Origin of the sequence: Vibrio sp. E14 (genome assembly GCF_020515785.1) — a bacterium.
GTDB lineage: Bacteria > Pseudomonadota > Gammaproteobacteria > Enterobacterales > Vibrionaceae > Vibrio > Vibrio diabolicus.
Genome location: NZ_JAHPJI010000004.1, coordinates 517,376 through 539,010, shown reverse-complemented (window position 1 = coordinate 539,010; position 21,635 = coordinate 517,376). Strand labels below are relative to the sequence as shown.

Genomic DNA, 21,635 nt, shown 5'->3' with positions numbered 1-21,635 from the left:
GGTATCGAATTGGATTATCATCAACGAGTGCCCACACAGATTGATAGGTCTATATTTTTAAAGAGCACACTTTGAACTTCTCTTCAAAGTGGACGGCCATTTTATCTAGATAACTTATCGTGTCAAACACTTTTTTAAGTTATTTATCTGCGAGTTAATTCTTAACCCACTGACCTTGTTGTCTAGGCTTCGCTTAACTTGCTTTCCCTTGACAACGGAGGCGCATTATAGGGCGTTCATTAAGGAACACAAGTGCATTTTAAAAAAAACTCACCTTTTTAGTTCATTCGTATAGAAAACAGGCAAAAGGTTCTAAAACATTATAGAAAAGGGGCCAAATGGCCCCTTGAATGTGATTTTTATCTCATTTCTTATTGTATCTGTGCAATTATTGATGGGCACGAATTTGGTCATTAGTAACGATTAGCTGCACTTTCTTGTCTGGAACAATTTCACCAGAAAGAATCGATTTGGCTAATGGGTTCTCGACATTCTGTTGAATTGCGCGTTTTAAAGGACGCGCACCGTATACAGGGTCGAAACCAACTTGAGCGATCAAATCAAGTGCTTTGTCAGAAACCTCTAGTTGATATCCTTTTTCTTCTAGTCGTTTCGCCAAACGTTCCAATTGAATAGAAGCGATGGACTTGATGTGTTCTTGACCAAGTGGATGGAACACCACGATTTCGTCAACACGGTTCAAGAACTCAGGACGGAAGTGTTTGCTAACCACATCCATTACCTCACTCTTAATACCTTGATAGTCTAACGTTGCGAAATTCTCTTGGATACGAGATGAACCCAAGTTCGATGTCATGATCACCACCGTATTACGGAAGTCAACAGTACGACCTTGACCATCCGTTAAACGCCCATCATCGAGAACTTGCAGCAGAATGTTAAATACATCCGGATGCGCTTTCTCTACTTCATCTAACAAAATTACCGAATACGGCTTGCGACGAACCGCTTCCGTTAAGTAACCACCCTCTTCATATCCGACATAGCCTGGAGGCGCACCAACCAATCTTGCCACTGAGTGTTTCTCCATGAACTCAGACATGTCGATACGGACCATCGCATCTTCGCTGTCGAACATAAAGCTCGCAAGTGTCTTACAAAGCTCTGTTTTACCTACACCAGTTGGACCTAAGAATAAGAAGGAGCCAATTGGTCGGTTTGGATCAGAAAGCCCAGCTCGACTACGACGAATGGCATTCGATACAACAGAGACCGCTTCGCTTTGCCCTACCACACGATTATGCAGTACGTCTTCCATACGAAGTAGTTTCTCTTTTTCCGCTTCTAGCATCTTGGATACTGGGATGCCAGTTTGCTTAGAAAGTACTTCTGCAATCTCGTTGTCGGTTACTTTATTACGCAATAGTGTCATTTCCTGCATTTCCGCTTGGGTTGCAAGATCTAACTGCTTCTCAAGTTCAGGAATACGACCATATTGAAGTTCCGACATGCGGTTTAAATCACCAGCTCGGCGAGCAAACTCCATGTCCATACGAGCTTGTTCAAGCTCAGACTTAATATGTTGAGTGCCAGAAAGTGCGGCTTTTTCTGTATTCCAAACCTCTTCTAGTTCAGCGTACTCACGTTCTTTTTCATTGAGTTCTTCATTAAGCGCTTTCAAACGCTTTTCACTCGCTTCGTCGTGCTCGTTACTAAGCGCCTGTTGCTCAATCTTAAGTTGGATAATTTTACGTTCAAGCTTATCTAATGACTCTGGCTTAGAGTCAATTTGTAAACGAATGCTTGAAGCCGCTTCGTCGATTAAGTCGATCGCTTTATCTGGCAGTTGACGGTCAGAAACATAACGATGTGACAAACTCGCCGCTGCAACAATCGCTGGGTCAGTAATTTCAACGTGATGATGAAGCTCATAACGCTCCTTCAAGCCACGTAAAATCGCCACGGTATCCTCAACGGTCGGCTCATCCACCAGCACTTTTTGGAAACGACGTTCTAACGCCGCATCTTTTTCGATGTACTGACGATATTCATCCAGTGTTGTTGCGCCAACACAGTGCAGTTCACCACGGGCTAATGCAGGTTTGAGCATGTTCCCCGCATCCATTGAGCCTTCACCTTTACCCGCACCAACCATAGTATGGAGCTCGTCGATAAACAGAATGACATTGCCTTCTTCTTTAGCGAGTTCATTCAATACCGACTTCAAGCGTTCTTCAAATTCACCACGGTACTTAGCACCAGCAACCAGTGCACCCATATCTAATGACAGCACGCGGCGACCACGCAAACCTTCTGGCACTTCATTGTTGACAATGCGCTGAGCTAAGCCTTCAACAATTGCGGTCTTACCTACGCCAGGTTCACCGATGATCACAGGGTTGTTTTTAGTACGGCGCTGCAATACTTGGATGGTACGGCGAATTTCATCATCACGGCCGATAACCGGATCCAGTTTGCCCTGTTCTGCTCGCTCGGTAAGGTCAATGGTGAACTTTTCCAATGCTTGGCGAAGCTCTTCTGCATTCGGATCATTAACCTTTTGACCACCTCTGATCTTTTCGATTGCTTGGCTAACTTTTTGCTCTGTTAAACCGATCTCTTTGAGTAATTGCCCCAATGGTCCGCGATCTTCTAAAGCAGCAAGCAGGAAGATTTCAGACGAGATATAGGAGTCTTGACGCTTTTGCGCCACTTTGTCACACAGGTTAAACAACGTGCCCATCGAACTAGAGAGCTGTACATCTCCACCGATGCCACTGACTTTTGGTAATCGATCTAGCATTTCACTCAATTTAGAGCGTAAATGCGTTACGTCCACATCCAGCATAGTAAGCAATGGACGAATTGGACTGCCATTTTGGTCAAGCAAAGCCACCATTAGGTGAACTGGCTCGATATATTGATGATCGCGCCCTAACGCTAGTGATTGAGCATCAGAGATAGCGATTTGAAACTTACTTGTGAATCGATCAAGACGCATATCTACCTTCCTAACCCCAACTAAAGGAAATTCTTTTGACAGTTAGAAAGATGGATACTCAGAGGAGGAATTTCAAGGGAGTGAATGAATAAAGATAGCTTTGCAAAAATAGCACTATGCATCTTGGCACTTTAGTGCTTATAACTAATCTTCAATCCAAATAAAGGTTGCTTGTCGACCAGTTTTACCATCACGGCGATACGAATAAAAAGAGGCTTTATCTTGGTAAGTACAAAGTCCAGAGTCAAACACTTGTGTCACACCAGCTCGATTTAGACGTTGCGTTGCCAGCACCGACATGTCAGCAAACCATTTGCCGTCGATATCGCGTGGAGTGAATGCTTGATGCGCCTGTGAGTCAAAATCAACAAAAGCTTGCAAAACATCTTCACCCACTTCAAAGGCTTGAGATCCAATGGCAGGGCCAAGCCACGCTATCACTTCACCTGAAAATAACGCTAATGCATTTTCGACAATACCATTTGCTAAGCCGCGCCAACCTGCATGAACGGCGGCTACCTGAGTGCCTTGTGTATTAGTCAATAATACAGGTAGACAATCGGCGGTCATCGCTGAACAAACAACATGGCTTGAAGAAGTAAATACACCGTCCGCATCAAGCACTTGTGTTGTTGGTTCATTTGCTTGAGCCACAACGGTTGAATGCGTTTGGTTTAACCAGATTGGCGCATGGGGCATGTTCGCCTGCTGCGCCAACCAAGCTCGGTTCTTCTCTACTAAAGACAAATCATCCCCAACGTGAGTACCTAAATTTAGCCCTTGATAAGGGCCTGTCGAAAAACCGCCTATGCGTGTTGAGGCAAAAGCTTTGACATTTTTAGGCGCACGCCAATTCGGAATGATTGTCTTCATCTTAGAACTCTTCCGGTAAACCGTGCTCTTCCGTATCTTGACGAAGCGCTTCAGTCATCGCCACCATGTCATCAGGCACAGGGGCATGGAACTCAAGTACTTCTCCCGTAATTGGATGTTCAAAGCGTAGCATTACGGCGTGCAATGCTTGGCGATCGAAGCCACGGATCATTGCCGTTAGCTCTTCAGAAGCACCTGTCGGGATGCGAGCACGTCCACCATATGCAATATCACCGAGCAGCGGATGCTGAAGGTAAGACATGTGCACACGGATCTGGTGCGTACGACCCGTTTCAAGACGCAGACGGATACGTGTGTGTTCGCGGAAACGCTCAGCGACACGGTAGTGCGTTACCGCTGGTTTACCCATTGGTGCTACCGCCATAAGCGTGCGCTTGGTAGAATGACGACCAATAGGTTGGTCCACTTTACCACCCGCTGTCATACGACCAATAGCGATTGCTTCGTACTCACGAGTAATATTACGTTTTTGCAGTGCGCGAACCAGGCGAGTTTGTGCTGGTACAGTTTTCGCCACCACCATCAGCCCCGTTGTGTCTTTATCCAGACGGTGCACAATGCCCGCACGAGGCACTTCTGCGATATCAGGGTAATGATGCAACAACGCATTAAGCACTGTACCATCTGGCGTACCGGCACCTGGGTGAACCACAAAGTCACGAGGTTTGTTGATAACGATAATATCGTCATCTTCATAGACGATATCTAGCGGGATATCTTGCGCTTCCCAGCGTTCTTCATCTTCTAACTCGGCTTGCAATGTAATTTCCTCGCCACCCATTACTTTGGTGCGAGGTTTGGTGACAACTTCACCATTAACTTGAACTTTCCCATCAAGCAGCCACTCTTTCAGGCGCGAGCGAGAGAAGTCCGCGAATAATTCGGCGATAGCTTGGTCTAAACGTTGACCTAACTGGCTATCTTTTACGGTATTTGTTAATACAATCTGCTGAGCCATATCGAACTTTTTTAAAAACTGTGAGACTAATGCTCACGACTGTGAAAAAATAGACTATTACGTCATTGTATCTGTTACTGGAAAGAAAGTAACGGCAGCTTAAGAAATATTTAGATTCAAGGAACAGACTCCTGATATGAAACGTCAGACTTTAACAGGCCTTTTAGCGGTATCCCTTCTGTTTGGATGTGCAAGCAAAGAAGAAATCGTTCCTGATGTGCCGCCTTCGGAACTGTATGCAGACGCACAGATTTCTCTTCAAAGTGGTAATTGGCTTTCTGCAATTGAGAAACTGGAAGCATTAGACTCACGTTACCCATTCGGTGCCTACTCAGAACAGGTGCAGCTTGACCTAATCTATGCGTACTACAAAAACGACGACCTTGCTTTGGGCTTGGCAACCATTTCTCGCTTTATGCGTTTAAACCCAACCCATGAAAAAATGGACTGGGTACTGTACATGCGCGGCCTAAGCCATATGGCGCAAGATCGTAACTTTATGCATGATCTGTTCAGCGTAGATCGAAGCGATCGCGATCCTGAGCCAGTAAAAAAAGCGTTTGATGACTTCAAAAAACTGCTTCAACGCTACCCGAACAGCCCATACGCACAAGATTCACAAAAACGCATGGTTGCGCTGAAAAACCGCCTAGCGAACTATGACTTAGCGACGGCTGACTTCTACCTCCGCCGTGAAGCCTGGGTAGCTGCAATTAATCGCAGTCAAGAGCTACAAAAAGCATTCCCAGACACCGAAGCGGCACGTAAGTCACTGACTATCCAGCTAGAGGCCTACAAGCAACTCGGTTTGGAAGACGCCGTAGCAAGAACTGAAAAGCTTATCGAGCTCAACCCTGTGAAGTAACTGAGCCGCTTCAAACTAAACCGCCACCGTTTTTACCGTGGCGGTTTTTTATTACCCGCAATAGCGTGTTCTGCCCTTGCTTGATGATCTACGGGGCTCTACATATGCTTAAAGTTCCCCTCCCCTTTATAAAAGGATGTGAACGTGACGATACCTAAGCTATGCGCAGTTATGCTGCTCTTATTGTCTGCTTCCGTTTGCGCACTGCAAATATCACCACTCAAGCAACCTCCTTACACTGGGGATCTCGATGTTATTAAAGAGAAGAATGTTTTACGTGTCCTCGTTTCTGCTGATCTAGGCTTCTATTACATTGAGGGCGGTACACCAAAAGGAATAGGTGCAGAACTCCTGGCGCATTTCGAAAAAGACCTTCGTAAGCTCAAACCGAAACTTAACGTACAAATTATTCCTCTAGCCCGTGACCAACTTCTGCCAGCCTTAGAAAATGGCTCCGGTGATCTAGTCGTCGCCAATCTGACCATTACCAACACACGTAAACAGAAAGTCGATTTTAGTTCACCCATTCTTACTGGTATTGACGAGTGGATAGTCACGAACAAAAGCACACCAGCCATGACTAACATTGAGCAACTGAGCGGCAAAGAGGTTTGGGTACGTGCCAGTTCTAGCTACTTTGAGAGTATTCAAGCACTAAATAAGAAGCTAAATAAAAAAGGCTTGCCACCCGTTGTCGTACATTTTATTGAAGAAACACTGCAAGACTACGAACTGGTTGGGATGCTCAATAACGGCTACGTCAAAGCCATTGTTCTCGATAGTCATAAAGCCAAACTTTGGCTGAAAGTGATGGATGATATTCGAGCTCACCCAGAAATCCCTATTCGTGAAAATGGTAAAATCGCTTGGGCAATGCGGGAAAACAGCCCAAGTTTGAAAGCCGTCGTGAACAAGTTTATTCAGAAATCTCGTTCTGGGACACTGCTCGGTAACGTCATTTACGGAAAATACATCGATAACACAGGTTGGCTAAACAAAGCCCTTAACCCCAACAAAATTGCTCAACTAGAAAAGCTTGCTACGTTGTTTTCACGCTATGGTGAGAAGTACGATATCGACTATCTACTGATCGCAGCCGTCGCTTATAAAGAGTCCGGCTTTAATAACGACCTCGTTGGAAGTCGAGGTGCAGTCGGCATAATGCAAGTTCTACCCAGCACGGCTCGAGACCCTAATATCAATATCAAAAACGTTCGGCAGCTAGAAAACAATATTCATGCTGGCGTGAAGTATTTAGCATTTTTGCGTAAACAGTACTTCAGTGATCCTGCTATTACGGCGGAAAATAAACTCTACTTTACCTTAGCGGCTTACAATGCTGGCCCCGGGAATGTAGAACGAATTCGTAAACGTGCAGCCCAGCAAGGCTACGATCCTAATATTTGGTTCAATAACGTGGAAGTCGTTATGCGGAAAAGTTTAAGCTCAACGGTTGGGTACGTCACAAGCATTAATCGCTATTACGTTATATACAAACAGCTAGAAAGTTTGGACCAAGTCAAAAGTCTAGAGCGGGTATCACTGGCTCCAAAGGATCCCTTCTTCATGATACCGCTACGAAAAGTCAGTCAAACGCCAGACACAAAAAAGCCGCTTGTACAATAAGCGGCTTTGTAAATAAATTCGTCTGAGAGACTCAGTGACTGTCATCACACTTTACGTGTAGTCAAATTTTAACCATCTCAAATATTAGGCCGTAAAACTTCCCTAAAAACGAAGACGTTTTCAGCTGAGTACTCTATCCAATCTACGGATTTACTAACCGATAACAAGCAATTTTACGATAAATCTCAGCAGATCTTGAGTGAGATCACATTCATTTTTCATCATAAAAAACCCGAACAAAATAATGATCTGAGTCACATTTTTTTATGCTTAAAGCGGTAATCTGAACTCAACCCATGAGGGATGCAACAGAGGAAAAACACTTATGACAATGAATATCACTGGCAAAAACATCGAAATCACCTCTGCAATCCGAGCTCATATTGAGAGCAAGTTTAAAAAACTGGAGAAATGGCAAGTAGACCTAATTGGTTGCCAAGCAACTTTCAGTGAGGAACCAAACAAACAGAAGAAATTCGAAGCGGTTATTAAAGTTCCTAAAGGCCAGCTCATTGCCTCAGCAACTCACGAAGATCTTTACGCAGCTATCAACGAAGTGGAGCAAAAACTAGAACGACAATTGAACAAGCTGACCCACAAACCTGAAGCTCGACGTGCAAATAAGCCTGAGCTAGTGGAAGAAGAAGAGTAAACTGACCAGATTGAGGAAATAGCGCCGAAAGGCGCTATTTTTTTGCTTGACGCTCTCCCCTGCCTTGCTTATTGTGTTTAAACACTCATAAATTAAGCACTATTTATGCATTTAACCTCACTGTTTATTTTTGACTTCTTTTTCCTCCCATAGTCGGAGGGGCGAACTCGTTTGTGAAAGAAAAGTCAAAAACAAACAGAAAGCCTCCCAAATCGGGAGGCTTTTTTATAAGGAAAGAATTGATGACTGACCAACCTATTTCCCTCGAAGAAATTCGTTTGCGCTTGAATGAGCTGGATGACCAACTTCTCAGCTTATTGTCTGAGCGCCGTAAACTCAGCATTGAAGTAGCCAAAAGCAAAGTACAAACCTCAAAACCCGTTCGTGATGCCGTTCGAGAACAACAACTATTAGTTAAGCTGATTTCTAATGGCCGAGATAAATACGAACTCGACGTGCAGTACATCACTAAACTTTTTCATACCATCATTGAAGACTCTGTGCTTCTTCAGCAAAGTTACTTGCAAAACCTCGTTAACCCGCAACAAAGTCGTAAGCCACTTGCTCGCGTCGCTTTCTTAGGAGCCAAAGGCTCTTACTCGCACTTGGCAAGCCGTGAATACTTCAGCCGTAAAAATACAGAACTTATCGAGCTCAACTGCGAACACTTCAAAGAAGTGACTCAAACAGTAGAATCGGGCCATGCTGATTATGGCGTTCTGCCAATCGAAAACACCAGTTCAGGCTCTATTAATGAAGTGTACGACCTACTACAACACACGACGCTTTACATCGTTGGAGAGCTAACTCAACCAATCGAGCACTGCTTAGTTGCGAAAAAAGACATTCGTCTGGAAAACATTAAAACGCTGTATTCACATCCTCAGCCACACCAACAGTGCAGTGAGTTTTTAAGCCGTATGAAAGGTGTAAAACTGGAGTCTTGCGCCAGCACAGCAGATGCAATGCAAAAAGTCCAAGAGATGGATCGTGATGATGTTGCTGCAATTGGTAATGCATCAAGCGGTAAGCTATACGGCTTGCAAGCAATTCAAGGCAACATCGCAAACCAAACTGAGAACCATACTCGTTTTATCGTGGTTGCTCGCAAACCAGTTGAGGTTTCAACTCAGATTCCAGCAAAAACCACCTTGATCATGTCGACCTCCCAAGAGGCTGGCTCATTGGTTGAAACACTATTAGTGCTGCAACGTTACGGCATCAATATGACCAAGCTAGAATCACGTCCAATTATGGGGAACCCATGGGAAGAAATGTTCTACGTAGACTTGGAATCTCATCTTGCTTCGACAGAAATGCAACAGGCACTAGAAGAGCTAACAAAAATAACTAAACACTTGAAAGTATTAGGCTGTTACCCTAGTGAGAACGTAAAGCCTACCCAAGTAAAATTGAGTTAATAGACACCAGTGAGTAAAAAGATCATGGCAACCCAAAAAGTCGTAATCGCATCGCTAAACCCAGCTAAAATTAATGCCGTTCAAAGTGCATTTAACAGTGCATTTCCGCACCAAGAGTTCAACTTCGTTGGCGTCAGTGTACCGAGTGAGGTCGCAGATCAACCTATGACTGATGAAGAAACTCATCGCGGTGCACTAAACCGCGTTAAAAACGCAAAAGTAGAGATGCCAAACGCGGATTACTATGTCGGACTTGAAGCGGGAATTGAAACAAACGTGACGTTTGCGTGGATGGTTATTGAGTCGAATACTCACCGCGGTGAATCTCGCTCTGCGAGCTTAATGCTGCCGCCCAAAGTATTGGAAAAACTCGAGCATGCGAATGAGCTGGGAGATGTCATGGATGAGGTGTTTGGTACCGAGAACATCAAACAGAAAGGTGGTGCCATCAGCCTGCTCACCCAAAACCAGCTGACTCGAAGTTCGGTTTACCATCAAGCCTTGATTCTGGCTCTGATTCCATTCACAAACCCTGAGCACTTCCCTTCAAATTTATAACGCTCATCCTATTCGCTAGGTACGAAAAAGGGCGGATATTTCCGCCCTTTTTAACACGTTATCTTAACCACTTGTGATACCAATACCTAAAAGCGAATTGGAATCACTGGCTACTTAGATACCGCAACTTGCTCTAACAAAACCTTGAGTTTGTCTTTCTCTTCATCAGATTTAGACTTTAACTCGTTAGAGCCACGAGTAATAGTGGCAATACCCACGCCAAGCATCTGGCTGATCTGGCGTTGAGATAATTCTCCTTTAAGAAGCTCGTTAATAATATTAACGCGTGATATTAATGATTCTCTCTCATCACGTGACATCAGCATGGTTAGCAGCATGTCATCTTGCTCACTGTCCATGCTAGTTCGAATTAGCTCAATAATCTGTTGCCAGTCTTTGTACTCGGGTTCGTGCGACATCAAGTTACCTCACTCAATACTTGGTATTGATCTCATGTTGATTCAAGAACGCGCCATCGATACCCAAAAGATCACGGTAATATGTTTCAAACATCAGGATGTTTTGTACATAACCGCGTGTCTCTCTAAATGGAATTGCCTCAATAAAGGCATAAGCATCCACTTTTCCTTGGGTACGCTCTCGCCACGTTTTTACTCTGTTAGGACCTGCATTATAAGCAGCAAGAGCAAAAATACGATTATTATCGTAATCCTCTAATAAGCCTTGCAAATAATGGCTACCAATTTCGATATTTTTACCTACATTGTAGAGGTCCTGCGTACCTTGATAACTCAACTTATATTTACGTGCTGTGTACTTTGCTGTAGCGGGCATGATCTGCATAAGACCACGAGCACCAACTGGAGAACGGGCTTCGACATCCAACGCACTTTCCTGTCGAGCTAGGGACATCATCGTCACGGGATCTATGTTGTGTTTTTTTGCATAAAAGTTAAACCACCAGCGATGCGCAATCGGGAACCTCAGTTCGATATTATCCCACATCTGCGCTTGAATACTCGCGGTCACCGTTAGGTTATGCCAACGCTTAGAAGACGCATAAGCCGCCAACATCGCCTTTTCATCTTTCCCTACGCGGCGCAATAAATGTGCCCATTCACTTTTCGCTGCTGCAATTTTGTCCGTCGCGATCAACTCTTCAATACGAACTAACGAGTCTTGATAGGGTTGAACCACTCGCTTATCAAACTTAACCGTATGCGTAGGGTATTTGATTGATTGTCCAATCGAATTAGCGGCTGCCACACTATAAAAGTTTCGCTGCCCGACCAAAGTCGCTAAACGCTGTTTCCCTGCGATGTCATCACCTAACGCAATTTCACTTCGTCCAAGCCAGTATTGCCAGCGAAGCGACGCTTGCTCTTCTTTATTGAGAACGGCAATCCACTCTTGTACGCCCTTCCAATCCGCGTTCTGAATCGCTAAGCGAATGCGAGTTTCAATGAGCGGTAAGTACTGGCTGGTTTTCGTTTTATCATCGCGCCACTTAGCTAGTGACTCAGACTCAGTACGGGTCAATCGAAATGCGATATAGTCAGCCAGGGCTTGCGCCTTTTCTGGAGAAAACTTCTGCCCTTTAATGACGGCATCATACGCACTCTGCGCTTGACTGGTATTCATGCGAGCTAGCTTTTCCAACGCATATTCGCTTTGCGCTCGATTAAAATCATTAGCCGGTTTTTTCTTCGCGAACTCCGCAACGCTTGAAGGGTTATCAAACAACGCCTTCATTTCTTTCGCTTGTTGCCTTGCCTGCGAGGATTTAGGCAATTTAAGTAAGTAACTCATCAAACTGCCATTACGTGCATCAAACGCCAGTAGCATACGCTGGAGAATTAATTCATCAGTACGTTCACCGGCCTTGTCCCATGCTGCGAATAATGGATCGCACTCATCGGCAATACTTCTGCCACGCAACCACATATGCTCAGCCCCTTTAAACGCGGCGACTTTCTTACCTTGCTCTAACTGAGCCACGTAGAAAATACATTGGTAACGCTCGCCACTTGGAATGACTTTTTGAAACTCAGTAATGGTTTTCCAATCTTTTTGCTTATAAAGATGGTTGAGGTATGGAGCGCGCACACGACGAGAAAAAGGAAACGACTCGTGCTCCGAAATAAATTCGTTCACCTGCTGTGGCGATTTTTCCGGTAACTGTCTAATAAACGTTCGGTAGTCCACATAAGGCGTCAGTGGATAGTCAGAAATTTTAGGACGGATCGAAAGGTATCCGTCGATGTCATTTTTATCTAATAAATCTTGAGCTTGCTCATAAACTTCACGCTGCTTTTCCAAGCTCAGCGCAGCATTAGCACTCAAACTCATCGCACACAGCGCGGCGGCGCAGCATACGTTTTTAGCCAATTCAGATACGTTGAATCTCATTTGTGTCATTTTCCCCAGACATATACTGCCCCAAAGCCTCGTTTTGTTAGCGTTCATGTGATGTTAAGGCAATTTTCACACATGCATCTATTTACACAGAATGCAGATGTCCATGTAAAGCAACTTAGTGTATTAAAAATTGTACTCGTGAAACTTTTAAGACGATGGAGACAAGGAGTTCCTAACTTGTGCAGAAAGCACTTCGTCATTTATAACGAATAACAAAAGTGTATACCCTAACCGTGTAAGTTTCCGGTCAGCTCAAAATAAGAAATCCATTCGAAAGGGAAATTCTTGCAATGCGGTAACAAAAACAAAGCACTTGGTATAAAATGATGGGTTTGAATGACAGTTAATTTAGGAACGATCGGCAATGGCTGAATACGTATATACCATGTCGCGGGTGAGCAAGATTGTGCCACCTAAGCGTCAAATTCTTAAAGACATCTCTCTGAGCTTCTTCCCTGGTGCGAAAATCGGTGTTTTAGGTCTGAACGGTGCAGGTAAATCCACACTGCTACGTATCATGGCAGGTATCGACACGGATATCGACGGTGAAGCACGTCCACAACCTGGTCTAAACGTAGGCTACCTACCCCAGGAGCCAGTATTAGACGAATCAAAAACCGTTCGTGAAGTTGTTGAAGAAGCAGTTGCTGACGTTGCTGACGCACTGAAACGTTTGGATGCGGTCTATGCGGCTTACGCAGAACCAGATGCAGACTTCGACGCACTTGCAAAAGAGCAAGGCGAACTTGAAGCTCTGATCCAAGCGAAAGATGGTCACAACCTAGAAAACGCACTTGAGCGAGCAGCAAACGCACTTCGTTTACCTGAATGGGACCAAAAAATTGCGCACCTATCAGGTGGTGAACGCCGCCGTGTCGCTATTTGTCGCCTGCTACTTTCTAAGCCAGACATGCTGCTGCTTGATGAGCCTACCAACCACCTAGATGCAGAATCTGTTGCTTGGTTAGAGCGCTTCTTAGTGGATTACACAGGTACTGTAGTCGCTATCACCCACGACCGTTACTTCCTAGATAACGCCGCGGGTTGGATCTTAGAGCTTGACCGTGGTGAAGGTATCCCATGGGAAGGTAACTACACCTCATGGTTGGAGCAAAAAGACGCTCGTCTACAACAAGAAGCATCTCAAGAAAGTGCTCGTCAAAAAACCATCGAGAAAGAACTTGAGTGGGTACGTAAAAACCCTAAAGGTCGTCAAGCGAAATCAAAAGCACGTATGGCACGCTTTGAAGAACTGCAAAGCTCTGATCACCAAAAACGTAACGAAACCAATGAACTGTTTATCCCGCCAGGTGAGCGCCTAGGTGATAAAGTTATTGAAGTGAAGAACCTAACGAAGTCATTTGACGGCCGTGTTCTAATTGATGACCTATCATTCAGCATCCCTAAAGGTGCGATTGTTGGTATCATCGGTGCGAACGGCGCAGGTAAATCGACCCTATTCAAGATGTTAAGTGGTACTGAACAACCAGATTCAGGCACAATTGAAATGGGCGACACTGTGAAACTTGCATCGGTCGATCAGTTCCGTGACAGCATGGACGATTCTAAAACCGTATTCCAAGAGATTTCTGAAGGCGCAGATATAATTAAGATCAACAACTTCGAAATCCCTGCTCGCGCGTACTGTTCACGCTTTAACTTTAAAGGCAGCGACCAACAAAAAATCATTGGTGAGCTATCAGGTGGTGAGCGTAACCGTGTCCACCTTGCGAAACTGCTTAAAGCGGGCGGTAACGTGTTACTACTCGACGAACCGACCAACGACCTTGACGTGGAAACACTGCGTGCTCTAGAAGAAGCACTACTAGAGTTCCCTGGTTGTGCAATGGTTATCTCGCACGACCGTTGGTTCCTTGACCGTATCGCGACCCACATCATTGACTACCGTGACGAAGGCCAAGTTAACTTCTACGAAGGTAACTACACCGAGTACATGGACTGGTTGAAGAAAACGTTGGGCCCTGAAGCCGCAGAACCACACCGCATCAAATACAAGCGTATTGCGAAGTAATCGCAACCCGCAAAGTTTGATTGTAATTTGTACAAAGGCCGCTATCATAGCGGCCTTTGTTTTCTTTGTTATAAAAAAGAGCTCATTAGCCCGTCTCGTTCGTTAAGAACATGACATTGCACTTACGTCACTCTGTAGCGACCTCGACACTTTTCAAACAGCAATCGAACATTTTTTGTTCGCATTGATATACTATTCAATTCTGTTTGAAGACATGACGAGAAAATGCACATGGCAGAGAGACGACGCTTTTCACGCATTCTCCATCAAGCGCCAGCGAAGGTAGAACAACGTGACTTGGCAATTGAAGCTAGGATTCAAGATCTTTCCTTACATGGTTTACTCATGAAAGTGGAAGAGACTGAGGCTTTGGATCCAGCCCTTCCAACCCATGTTACTTTTTCATTTGATCAATCCGAACAAGTGATTACGTTAAAAGCGCAAATTGTGGATGTTTCTAAGTGTGAGATTAGGTTAAAGATCATCAAGATAGACATCGAGAGCATTAGCCAACTAAAACGATTTATAGAATTGAATGTAGGCAATAACGACCTTCTGAACCGAGAGTTAGAACATCTCTCTGATTTAGGAGAAAAATAAATGAACGCCTATTTAAGTAACAATAACTATGTCTAAAAAAATCATCATGCAGATCCCGACGAAAAACGGCGATCAGCAGTTCTATTTGGGCCGCAGTTCGGTCCTAGCAGTATTTGCTTCGGTATTGGCATTACCCGCCGTCGTTGGTGGCGCGTGGTATCTCAATCAACAGCAGATACACAATAAAGACGAACTAACACAAACCATCGCCAAACTAGAAAGTGAAAAGGCCGAAATCACCGCTCTTTATGAAGAGCAGCTTGATACCAACCACTCGCTTTCTCAGTCATTGACCGATAAAAACAATCAAATTCAGCTATTAGGAAAACGGGTATTCGACGTCGAATCGGTTCTAGGTCTCGCTGACGAAGAGCTGATGATCGATGAAAACAACATGGCGTTAGAAGAGCGAATTGATGCAGCAGCTATCGATTCCGCGGTTCGAGCAACCATGTTTCGTTTGATTCCAAATGATAGCCCAGTGACATACCAACGTATTTCTTCTTCCTATGGCAGTCGCATTAATCCTATTTCAGGTAAACGACACGTTCATACTGGTATCGATCTTACCTGTAAACGAGGAGAAGAAATCCTCGCACCTGCAGACGGAGTGGTGGAAACCGTTCGCCCGAGTAATCGTGGCTATGGCAACTATGTCACTATTCGTCACTCATTTGGTTTTATGAGCTCCTTTGCTCACTTACAACGCTTTAAAGTGAAAAGCGGCCAATTTGTCAGTAAAGGCGATGTGATTGCTCAATGTGGTAGTTCAGGTAATTCCACTGGCCCGCACCTGCATTACGAGGTGCGCTTTCTCGGGCGAGCACTCAACCCTCAATACTTGATGGAGTGGACACCTGAAAACTTCAATTATGTATTTGAAAAAGAGAAAAAAGTGAAATGGGGCCCTTTAGTTCAATTGATTGATAATGTCGTGCGTCTGCAAGTCAATTTAACCAACTCCCCCTATCGCGACACCAGTATCAATACAGTATCAAGTGAAGATACCAGCAATACCGCGACTAACTGATTTATCTCTCGACACAAAAAAGAGCAGCGTAAGCTGCTCTTTTCGTTTCGGGCTCCACACGGATAGATAACCAGCGATTAACCGCGATGAATATTATCATTCGCCTGTTTGAGTAAGTTTTGGCTCTCATTCATAAATTGTTGTGAATAATCACCAAACCACTCACTCACCTGCTCAAAGCTTTCGACAAATTTGGCTTTATCTTTGCTATCCAAAATCGCAAGTGCTTCGCCGAAGCGTTGGTGGAATCGCTTAATCATGTCGATGTTTTCTTGCGATGAGAGAATAATGTCACCGTAGAGGTTTGGATCTTGCCCAAACAGACGCCCTACCATCGCCAACTCCAGGCGGTAGATTGGTGAGCTCAACTTTAACAGTTGCTCAATGTTCGGGTTCTCTTTGCTTAGATGCATGCCGTAAGCAAATGAGGTGAAGTGACGCAGCGCTTGGATTAACGTCATGCCATGATCGTGCTCTTGCGCATCAATCTGACACAAGCTCGCGCCCCAAATACCAAACTGTTGCAGCAACCATTGGTATTGATCATTTCCACGCCCATCACAGTACACAATCACCTGCTTGGCAAGGCTCGGCACATCTGGACCAAACATTGGGTGTAAACCAACCACCGGACCTTGGTGCACATTCAACATTGCTTGCAGTGGCTTAGATTTTATAGAAGTCAGGTCACACAGAATGCAGTCTTGTGGCAGATTACCTAGCTTTTCAATCACACTTTCTGTTAGGTGAATTGGCACAGTAACCACCACCAGGCCCGCATCTTTTAGGATGTCATCCGCACGATCCCAGTCTTTGCTACCAAGCACTTTGACTTGATAACCAGATAGCTTGAACATACGTCCAAACAGGCCGCCTAACTGGCCATTACCACCAATAATGACCACTGAGCGTAATTCAGGGTTCAAACACTTAAAACCGGAGTCTTTTTCACTGGCATAAGACTCACGCATGGTACGACGCAGAATATCTTCAATAAGCTGTGGAGGAATGCCCATTTTCTCAGCTTCTGCTCGGCGAGAAGCCAGCATCGCCGCTTCACGATCAGGAGCATAAATAGGCAAACCATGTTCGCTTTTTACTTCCCCAACTTTCTCTACGAGCGCCAAACGCTGAGCTAATAGCTCCAACATTTGTTTGTCGACTGCATCAATCTGATCGCGTAATGCGTTAAGTTCAACTGCCATTGATGTTCCTTAAATCCTGTATTAATTAGCCTTTAGACGATTTTCTAAGAAAGGCACGAGCTCTTCATGTGCATGACGTAATAGTGCCTCAGTTGAATCCCAATTGATACATGCGTCAGTGATAGATACACCGTATTTCATTTCTTCGAGAGCTAAGTCAGAAGATTGATTTCCTTCATTGATATGGCTTTCAATCATAAGACCGATAATAGATTTATTGCCTTCACGGATTTGATGAATCACATCCTCCGCGACTAATGGCTGGCGACGGTAATCTTTACGTGAGTTGGCGTGACTACAATCCACCATTAATGATGCATCAAGGCCAGATTTCGCCATTTCTTGCTCACACTCAGTAACTGACACTGAGTCGTAGTTAGTTTGCTTGCCACCACGTAAGATCACGTGTCCATTAGCATTACCCTGAGTGGTCAATAGCGCTACTTGTCCCTCACGGTTGATCCCCATAAAACGGTGGCTAGAAGACGCAGCTTGCATCGCATTGATTGCGGTTGCCAAACTGCCATCCGTGCCATTTTTAAAACCGATTGGCATAGACAGGCCACTTGCCATTTCACGGTGAGTTTGTGACTCCGTAGTACGTGCGCCGATCGCAGCCCAACTAAAAGTGTCCGCCAAGTATTGTGGGCTAATTGGGTCCAGAGCTTCAGTCGCGAGCGGGATTTCCATCTCGGCCAATTCCACTAGCAGTTCGCGTCCAACATGCAGACCATGTTCAATATCGAAGCTGCCATCGAGGTGCGGATCGTTAATCAGCCCTTTCCAGCCGACCGTGGTGCGTGGTTTTTCAAAGTAAACACGCATAACAATATACAGTTGGTCACTTAGTTGTTCAGAGAGCGCTTTAAGACGTTTTGCGTAATCCTTCGCCGCTTCCACGTCGTGGATAGAACATGGACCACATACAACTAGCAGGCGATGATCCTTTTTATGAATAATATTAGCGATAGTTTGGCGAGACTCTTGAATAAAGCGGCGCGCTTTTTCACTCAAAGGAAGCTTGGTTTTTAGCTCCTCTGGGGTAATAAGAACCTGCTCTTCGCTAATATTAATATTGCTCAACTCGCTTTTCTGCATAACTCTAACCTGTATATTTATTTTTACACCCAACCAAATCCTTGGTGAGGCAACTTAGCTTTAACGACAAGATAACAGGCTAAAAAAGAAAAACAAGCGTACACAATAAAAAACATTTGGTGTAAATTTTTATTTACAGATAAATAAAAAGCCAAAGTATAATTAACTTTGGCTTCTAATCGGTGTTTTGAATCGTTTACAAGAAGTTTAGCTGGTCAAGCGTTTCATCGCTTCACTCGCCGCTTTCCACTCTTGAGATAACTTGAGATCGCTTAGAGAAAACGACTGTTTTTTCAGTAACGCATCCGCCAGTGGCACAGTTGATACCGGCAAGTTATCCAACACCTCAATATGTGCTTCGCGCTTATTACACATCAATAGCATATCGCAACCGGCTTTCAGGGCTTGAGCCCCACGCTCGGCAGGGCTACCCATGATTGCAGCGCCTTCCATCGTCAGATCATCGGAGAAAACCAATCCTTTAAAACCGAGTTGCTGTCGCAAAACTTGTTTCAACCAGTATTCTGAACCACTCGCAGGCTGAGAGTCGTAGTTCGGAAAAATCACGTGAGCAGGCATCATGGCATCTAAAATACCGGCATCAATTTGCGCTTTAAAGATAGCCATGTCTTGTTCAAAAATGTCGCTGCGCTCGTCGTATGGCGTTTCTAAGTGTGAGTCAGCAATCACACCACCGTGACCCGGGAAGTGTTTACCTGTTGTTGCCATTCCAACGCTCTTCATACCCTGCATGTAAGCGGTGCTAAATCGAAGAATGGTATCGGCATCTTCGCCAAATGCTCGGTTACCGATCGCTTTACATTGATGACCTTTATCGAGCACGGGTGCAAAGCTTAAATCAATGTCGTGTGCTATCAACTCCGCTGCCATTAGCCAACCGCCCATACGTGCTAACTCTTCACCATTTTGATGTTTGGCATATTCTTCGGCTGCAGGGATCAACGAGAAACCTTCACGGAAGCGTTGTACTCGCCCCCCTTCTTGATCCACACCGATCAAAATCGGGCGCTTGGCTGCCTTGCGGATTGATTGAGTAAGTGCTTGAAGCTGTTCACTATCATGATAGTTGCGAGCAAATAGAATTAAGCCGCCAACCGTAGGATGTTCCAGAATTTCTTTGTCTTCAGCGGTCAGTTCATAACCCGCGACGTCAACCCATAACGGTCCCATGTTTTCTCCTCAAAATCGGCTGAATATCTCGTATTCGATGAGGTTATTCGCTTCAGATTTGCTTTACAATAAGTGAATGAAGAATTGACGAGATCGGCTATGAAATTTAACGAACTGTACATTGGTGTGATGTCTGGAACGAGTATGGACGGCGTTGATACCGCTCTGGTTGAAATAAGTGATGAGCACGTTCGTCTGGTTGCGCACGACGATTACCCAATGCCCACAGCACTGAAAGAAATGCTGTTATCTGTTTGTACCGGTCAAGCCACAAATTTAAAAGCCATAGGTGAATTGGATCACCAACTTGGCCACCTCTTCGCTGACGCCGTTTTACAACTGCTCAATAAGTCTGGCTACGTCGCGGAACAAATTCGTGCGATTGGTAATCACGGTCAAACGGTATTCCACCAACCTACTGGAGAGTTACCCTTTACCACTCAGTTGGGTGATGCCAACATCATCGCAGTGAAAACAGGGATTGATACGGTTGCAGATTTTCGACGTAAAGATATGGCGCTAGGTGGTCAAGGTGCCCCACTCGTCCCTGCTTTCCATAAAAGCATTTTTGCGATGCAGGACTCCACAACTGTGGTGCTTAACATTGGAGGCATTGCCAACATCTCTGTACTGCATCCCGAGCAACCAGTCATTGGCTATGACACAGGCCCGGGCAACATGTTGATGGACGCGTGGTGTGCGCTGCACACTGGGCAAAGCTTCGACAAAGATGCACAATTTGCACTGAAAGGAACGGTAAACGCTACTTTGTTGACTCAATTACTTAAAGAAGCTTACCTCGCCATGCCAGCACCTAAAAGTACCGGGCGAGAACTGTTCAATATTGACTGGCTGCATCAGCAACTGGCTCATTACAATTTACCAACCGAAGACGTACAGCGTACACTCTGCGAATACTCTGCGATTACCATTGCCAACGAAGTCGACAAGTTTTCTCATGGCATCACGCCTCAACTATTGGTCTGTGGCGGTGGAGCAAGAAACCCACTTTTAATGCAGCGATTGACTAAGTTATTGCCACAATGGCACGTTGCGACAACGGCAGAAAAAGGCGTTGATGGTGACTACATGGAAGCCATGGCATTTGCTTGGCTTGCGCAGCGCTATATTCATAGCCTCCCTAGCAATTTACCGGAAGTCACAGGGGGAAGTCGTCTCGCTTCACTTGGCGTACTCTACTCAAAAAATTAATCACGAAGGCTTAAATTACTATGACAAATGACGCGCTTATTGCGGCTCTTTCTCACCTTGTCTCTGAAGGTCGAAATCCTGAAACAATGGATATCGATCTTCTTCCTTCATTAGATATTGTGCAGCGTTTAAACCAACAAGATAAACTCGTCCCAATTGCGGTCGAGAAAGTGCTACCAGAGATCGCTCAAGCCGTTGATAAGATCACGGAAGCATTTAAGGTCGGAGGTCGGTTGTTTTACATCGGTGCAGGCACCAGTGGTCGGCTCGGCGTCTTGGACGCTTCAGAATGCCCACCAACTTTTGGCACGGATCCAGAGATGGTCGTTGGTATTATTGCGGGTGGAAAAGAGGCAATGTTCCGCGCGAAAGAAGGGGCAGAAGACGACCCTGAACTAGGCGAGCAAGATCTTAAAGAGAATGCGCTAACACAACGCGATGTCGTCGTTGGTATTGCGGCAAGTGGACGAACACCATATGTAATTGGTGGCTTAGAGTATGCGAACGAACTTGGTGCCACCACTGTAGCACTATCTTGTAACCCTGACTCTCCGATTGCAGATATTGCCGATATTGCGATAAGCCCCGTTGTTGGACCTGAAGCGTTAACGGGATCCACTCGCTTAAAATCAGGGACGGCGCAAAAGCTCGTACTGAACATGCTCACTACTGCAAGCATGATTCGCCTAGGTAAAAGTTATCAGAACTTAATGGTAGATGTGAAAGCGACGAATGCAAAACTAGTTGCAAGAGCGGCTCGTATTGTTATGCAAGCAACAGATTGTACTAACCAAGAGGCTAAAACTGCGCTCAAAGAAACGGACTACGACGCCAAGTTAGCGATTTTGATGATTTTAACCGGGCTGGATAAAGAAAGCGCGACTGAGCAATTGAAAGCCAAACAAGGATATTTAAGAAAAGTCGTGATCGATCAAGCGAATCAACCTTAATC

At 45.0% G+C, this 21,635-nt stretch carries 18 protein-coding genes and 1 other annotated feature; of the genes, 10 read left to right on the top strand and 8 right to left on the bottom strand.

Annotated features, from left to right (window positions below; genetic code table 11):
• Positions 1-388: 388 nt before the first annotated feature.
• The 3 genes from clpB to rluD form a co-directional block, all read right to left on the bottom strand.
• On the bottom strand, positions 389-2,962 hold the full coding sequence (clpB, locus tag LIX84_RS14605) for an ATP-dependent chaperone ClpB (protein WP_005397478.1): 2,574 nt from the start codon (positions 2,960-2,962) through the stop codon (positions 389-391).
• A gap of 144 nt (positions 2,963-3,106) precedes the next feature.
• Positions 3,107-3,835, bottom strand: coding sequence for a peptidoglycan editing factor PgeF (pgeF, locus tag LIX84_RS14600; protein WP_226421593.1), 729 nt, complete (start codon positions 3,833-3,835; stop codon positions 3,107-3,109).
• Between the two features lies 1 nt (position 3,836).
• Complete coding sequence (rluD, locus tag LIX84_RS14595; RefSeq protein ID WP_065645207.1) at positions 3,837-4,814, bottom strand: 23S rRNA pseudouridine(1911/1915/1917) synthase RluD; 978 nt, start codon at positions 4,812-4,814, stop codon at positions 3,837-3,839.
• Positions 4,815-4,950: 136 nt separating this feature from the next.
• Here rluD and LIX84_RS14590 point away from each other — a divergent pair, with 136 nt between their 5' ends.
• From LIX84_RS14590 to yjjX, 5 genes are all read left to right on the top strand, one after another.
• A complete protein-coding gene (locus LIX84_RS14590) occupies positions 4,951-5,679 on the top strand; it encodes an outer membrane protein assembly factor BamD (RefSeq protein WP_005385927.1) in 729 nt (242 codons plus the stop codon).
• Positions 5,680-5,850: 171 nt separating this feature from the next.
• Positions 5,851-7,305, top strand: coding sequence for a lytic transglycosylase F (locus LIX84_RS14585; protein ID WP_176319053.1), 1,455 nt, complete (start codon positions 5,851-5,853; stop codon positions 7,303-7,305).
• A gap of 325 nt (positions 7,306-7,630) precedes the next feature.
• Positions 7,631-7,957 carry a ribosome hibernation-promoting factor, HPF/YfiA family gene (gene hpf / locus LIX84_RS14580; protein ID WP_005397484.1) on the top strand — a complete coding sequence of 109 codons (327 nt, stop codon included), beginning with the start codon at positions 7,631-7,633 and terminating at the stop codon, positions 7,955-7,957.
• Positions 7,958-8,065: 108 nt separating this feature from the next.
• Positions 8,066-8,187 (top strand) — a sequence feature (Phe leader region).
• 12 nt (positions 8,188-8,199) lie between these two features.
• Positions 8,200-9,378 (top strand): prephenate dehydratase, encoded by a 1,179-nt coding sequence (gene pheA, locus LIX84_RS14575; RefSeq protein ID WP_226421592.1) that lies wholly within the window; start codon positions 8,200-8,202, stop codon positions 9,376-9,378.
• Between the two features lie 24 nt (positions 9,379-9,402).
• Positions 9,403-9,936 (top strand): inosine/xanthosine triphosphatase, encoded by a 534-nt coding sequence (yjjX, locus tag LIX84_RS14570; protein WP_005397487.1) that lies wholly within the window; start codon positions 9,403-9,405, stop codon positions 9,934-9,936.
• Positions 9,937-10,046: 110 nt separating this feature from the next.
• Here the strand turns inward: yjjX and trpR are convergent, their stop codons facing one another.
• Both trpR and sltY read right to left on the bottom strand, forming a co-directional pair.
• Positions 10,047-10,355, bottom strand: a complete 309-nt coding sequence (trpR, locus tag LIX84_RS14565; RefSeq protein WP_012842123.1) for a trp operon repressor — start codon at positions 10,353-10,355, stop codon at positions 10,047-10,049.
• Between the two features lie 13 nt (positions 10,356-10,368).
• Positions 10,369-12,315, bottom strand: coding sequence for a murein transglycosylase (sltY, locus tag LIX84_RS14560; RefSeq protein WP_443083702.1), 1,947 nt, complete (start codon positions 12,313-12,315; stop codon positions 10,369-10,371).
• A gap of 364 nt (positions 12,316-12,679) precedes the next feature.
• On the opposite strand from sltY, the gene ettA reads away from it, so the two are divergent.
• From ettA to LIX84_RS14545, 3 genes are all read left to right on the top strand, one after another.
• Positions 12,680-14,347: an energy-dependent translational throttle protein EttA gene (gene ettA, locus LIX84_RS14555; protein WP_005381894.1), complete on the top strand. Its 1,668-nt coding sequence runs from the start codon at positions 12,680-12,682 to the stop codon at positions 14,345-14,347.
• 231 nt (positions 14,348-14,578) lie between these two features.
• Positions 14,579-14,947, top strand: a complete 369-nt coding sequence (locus tag LIX84_RS14550; RefSeq protein WP_053808612.1) for a PilZ domain-containing protein — start codon at positions 14,579-14,581, stop codon at positions 14,945-14,947.
• Between the two features lie 28 nt (positions 14,948-14,975).
• Complete coding sequence (locus tag LIX84_RS14545; protein WP_226421590.1) at positions 14,976-15,977, top strand: M23 family metallopeptidase; 1,002 nt, start codon at positions 14,976-14,978, stop codon at positions 15,975-15,977.
• A gap of 77 nt (positions 15,978-16,054) precedes the next feature.
• On the opposite strand, the gene tyrA is transcribed toward LIX84_RS14545, so the two are convergent.
• From tyrA to nagZ, 3 genes are all read right to left on the bottom strand, one after another.
• Positions 16,055-17,182: a bifunctional chorismate mutase/prephenate dehydrogenase gene (tyrA, locus tag LIX84_RS14540; protein ID WP_226421589.1), complete on the bottom strand. Its 1,128-nt coding sequence runs from the start codon at positions 17,180-17,182 to the stop codon at positions 16,055-16,057.
• A 21-nt stretch (positions 17,183-17,203) separates the two neighbouring features.
• On the bottom strand, positions 17,204-18,280 hold the full coding sequence (locus LIX84_RS14535) for a 3-deoxy-7-phosphoheptulonate synthase (protein WP_005397501.1): 1,077 nt from the start codon (positions 18,278-18,280) through the stop codon (positions 17,204-17,206).
• Positions 18,281-18,487: 207 nt separating this feature from the next.
• Positions 18,488-19,471: a beta-N-acetylhexosaminidase gene (gene nagZ / locus LIX84_RS14530; protein WP_046873941.1), complete on the bottom strand. Its 984-nt coding sequence runs from the start codon at positions 19,469-19,471 to the stop codon at positions 18,488-18,490.
• Between the two features lie 99 nt (positions 19,472-19,570).
• On the opposite strand from nagZ, the gene LIX84_RS14525 reads away from it, so the two are divergent.
• Positions 19,571-20,683, top strand: a complete 1,113-nt coding sequence (locus LIX84_RS14525) for an anhydro-N-acetylmuramic acid kinase (RefSeq protein WP_226421588.1) — start codon at positions 19,571-19,573, stop codon at positions 20,681-20,683.
• A gap of 20 nt (positions 20,684-20,703) precedes the next feature.
• The gene (gene murQ / locus LIX84_RS14520) at positions 20,704-21,633 is read left to right on the top strand and encodes an N-acetylmuramic acid 6-phosphate etherase (RefSeq protein WP_226421587.1); all 930 of its coding nucleotides are present in this window, start codon (positions 20,704-20,706) and stop codon (positions 21,631-21,633) included.
• The last annotated feature ends 2 nt before the right edge of the window (positions 21,634-21,635 follow it).

Bases quoted from the DNA above. Each gene is read 5' to 3' on its own strand.
- clpB (WP_005397478.1), bottom strand. From the start codon at position 2,962: ATGCGTCTTGATCGATTCACAAGTAAGTTTCAAATCGCTATCTCTGAT.
- pheA (WP_226421592.1), top strand. From the start codon at position 8,200: ATGACTGACCAACCTATTTCCCTCGAAGAAATTCGTTTGCGCTTGAAT.
- LIX84_RS14535 (WP_005397501.1), bottom strand. From the start codon at position 18,280: ATGCAGAAAAGCGAGTTGAGCAATATTAATATTAGCGAAGAGCAGGTT.
- LIX84_RS14590 (WP_005385927.1), top strand. From the start codon at position 4,951: ATGAAACGTCAGACTTTAACAGGCCTTTTAGCGGTATCCCTTCTGTTT.
- LIX84_RS14525 (WP_226421588.1), top strand. From the start codon at position 19,571: ATGAAATTTAACGAACTGTACATTGGTGTGATGTCTGGAACGAGTATG.
- pgeF (WP_226421593.1), bottom strand. From the start codon at position 3,835: ATGAAGACAATCATTCCGAATTGGCGTGCGCCTAAAAATGTCAAAGCT.
- trpR (WP_012842123.1), bottom strand. From the start codon at position 10,355: ATGTCGCACGAACCCGAGTACAAAGACTGGCAACAGATTATTGAGCTA.
- yjjX (WP_005397487.1), top strand. From the start codon at position 9,403: ATGGCAACCCAAAAAGTCGTAATCGCATCGCTAAACCCAGCTAAAATT.
- rluD (WP_065645207.1), bottom strand. From the start codon at position 4,814: ATGGCTCAGCAGATTGTATTAACAAATACCGTAAAAGATAGCCAGTTA.
- nagZ (WP_046873941.1), bottom strand. From the start codon at position 19,471: ATGGGACCGTTATGGGTTGACGTCGCGGGTTATGAACTGACCGCTGAA.
- LIX84_RS14550 (WP_053808612.1), top strand. From the start codon at position 14,579: ATGGCAGAGAGACGACGCTTTTCACGCATTCTCCATCAAGCGCCAGCG.
- LIX84_RS14545 (WP_226421590.1), top strand. From the start codon at position 14,976: ATGTCTAAAAAAATCATCATGCAGATCCCGACGAAAAACGGCGATCAG.
- LIX84_RS14585 (WP_176319053.1), top strand. From the start codon at position 5,851: ATGCTGCTCTTATTGTCTGCTTCCGTTTGCGCACTGCAAATATCACCA.
- sltY (WP_443083702.1), bottom strand. From the start codon at position 12,315: ATGACACAAATGAGATTCAACGTATCTGAATTGGCTAAAAACGTATGC.
- hpf (WP_005397484.1), top strand. From the start codon at position 7,631: ATGACAATGAATATCACTGGCAAAAACATCGAAATCACCTCTGCAATC.
- ettA (WP_005381894.1), top strand. From the start codon at position 12,680: ATGGCTGAATACGTATATACCATGTCGCGGGTGAGCAAGATTGTGCCA.
- tyrA (WP_226421589.1), bottom strand. From the start codon at position 17,182: ATGGCAGTTGAACTTAACGCATTACGCGATCAGATTGATGCAGTCGAC.
- murQ (WP_226421587.1), top strand. From the start codon at position 20,704: ATGACAAATGACGCGCTTATTGCGGCTCTTTCTCACCTTGTCTCTGAA.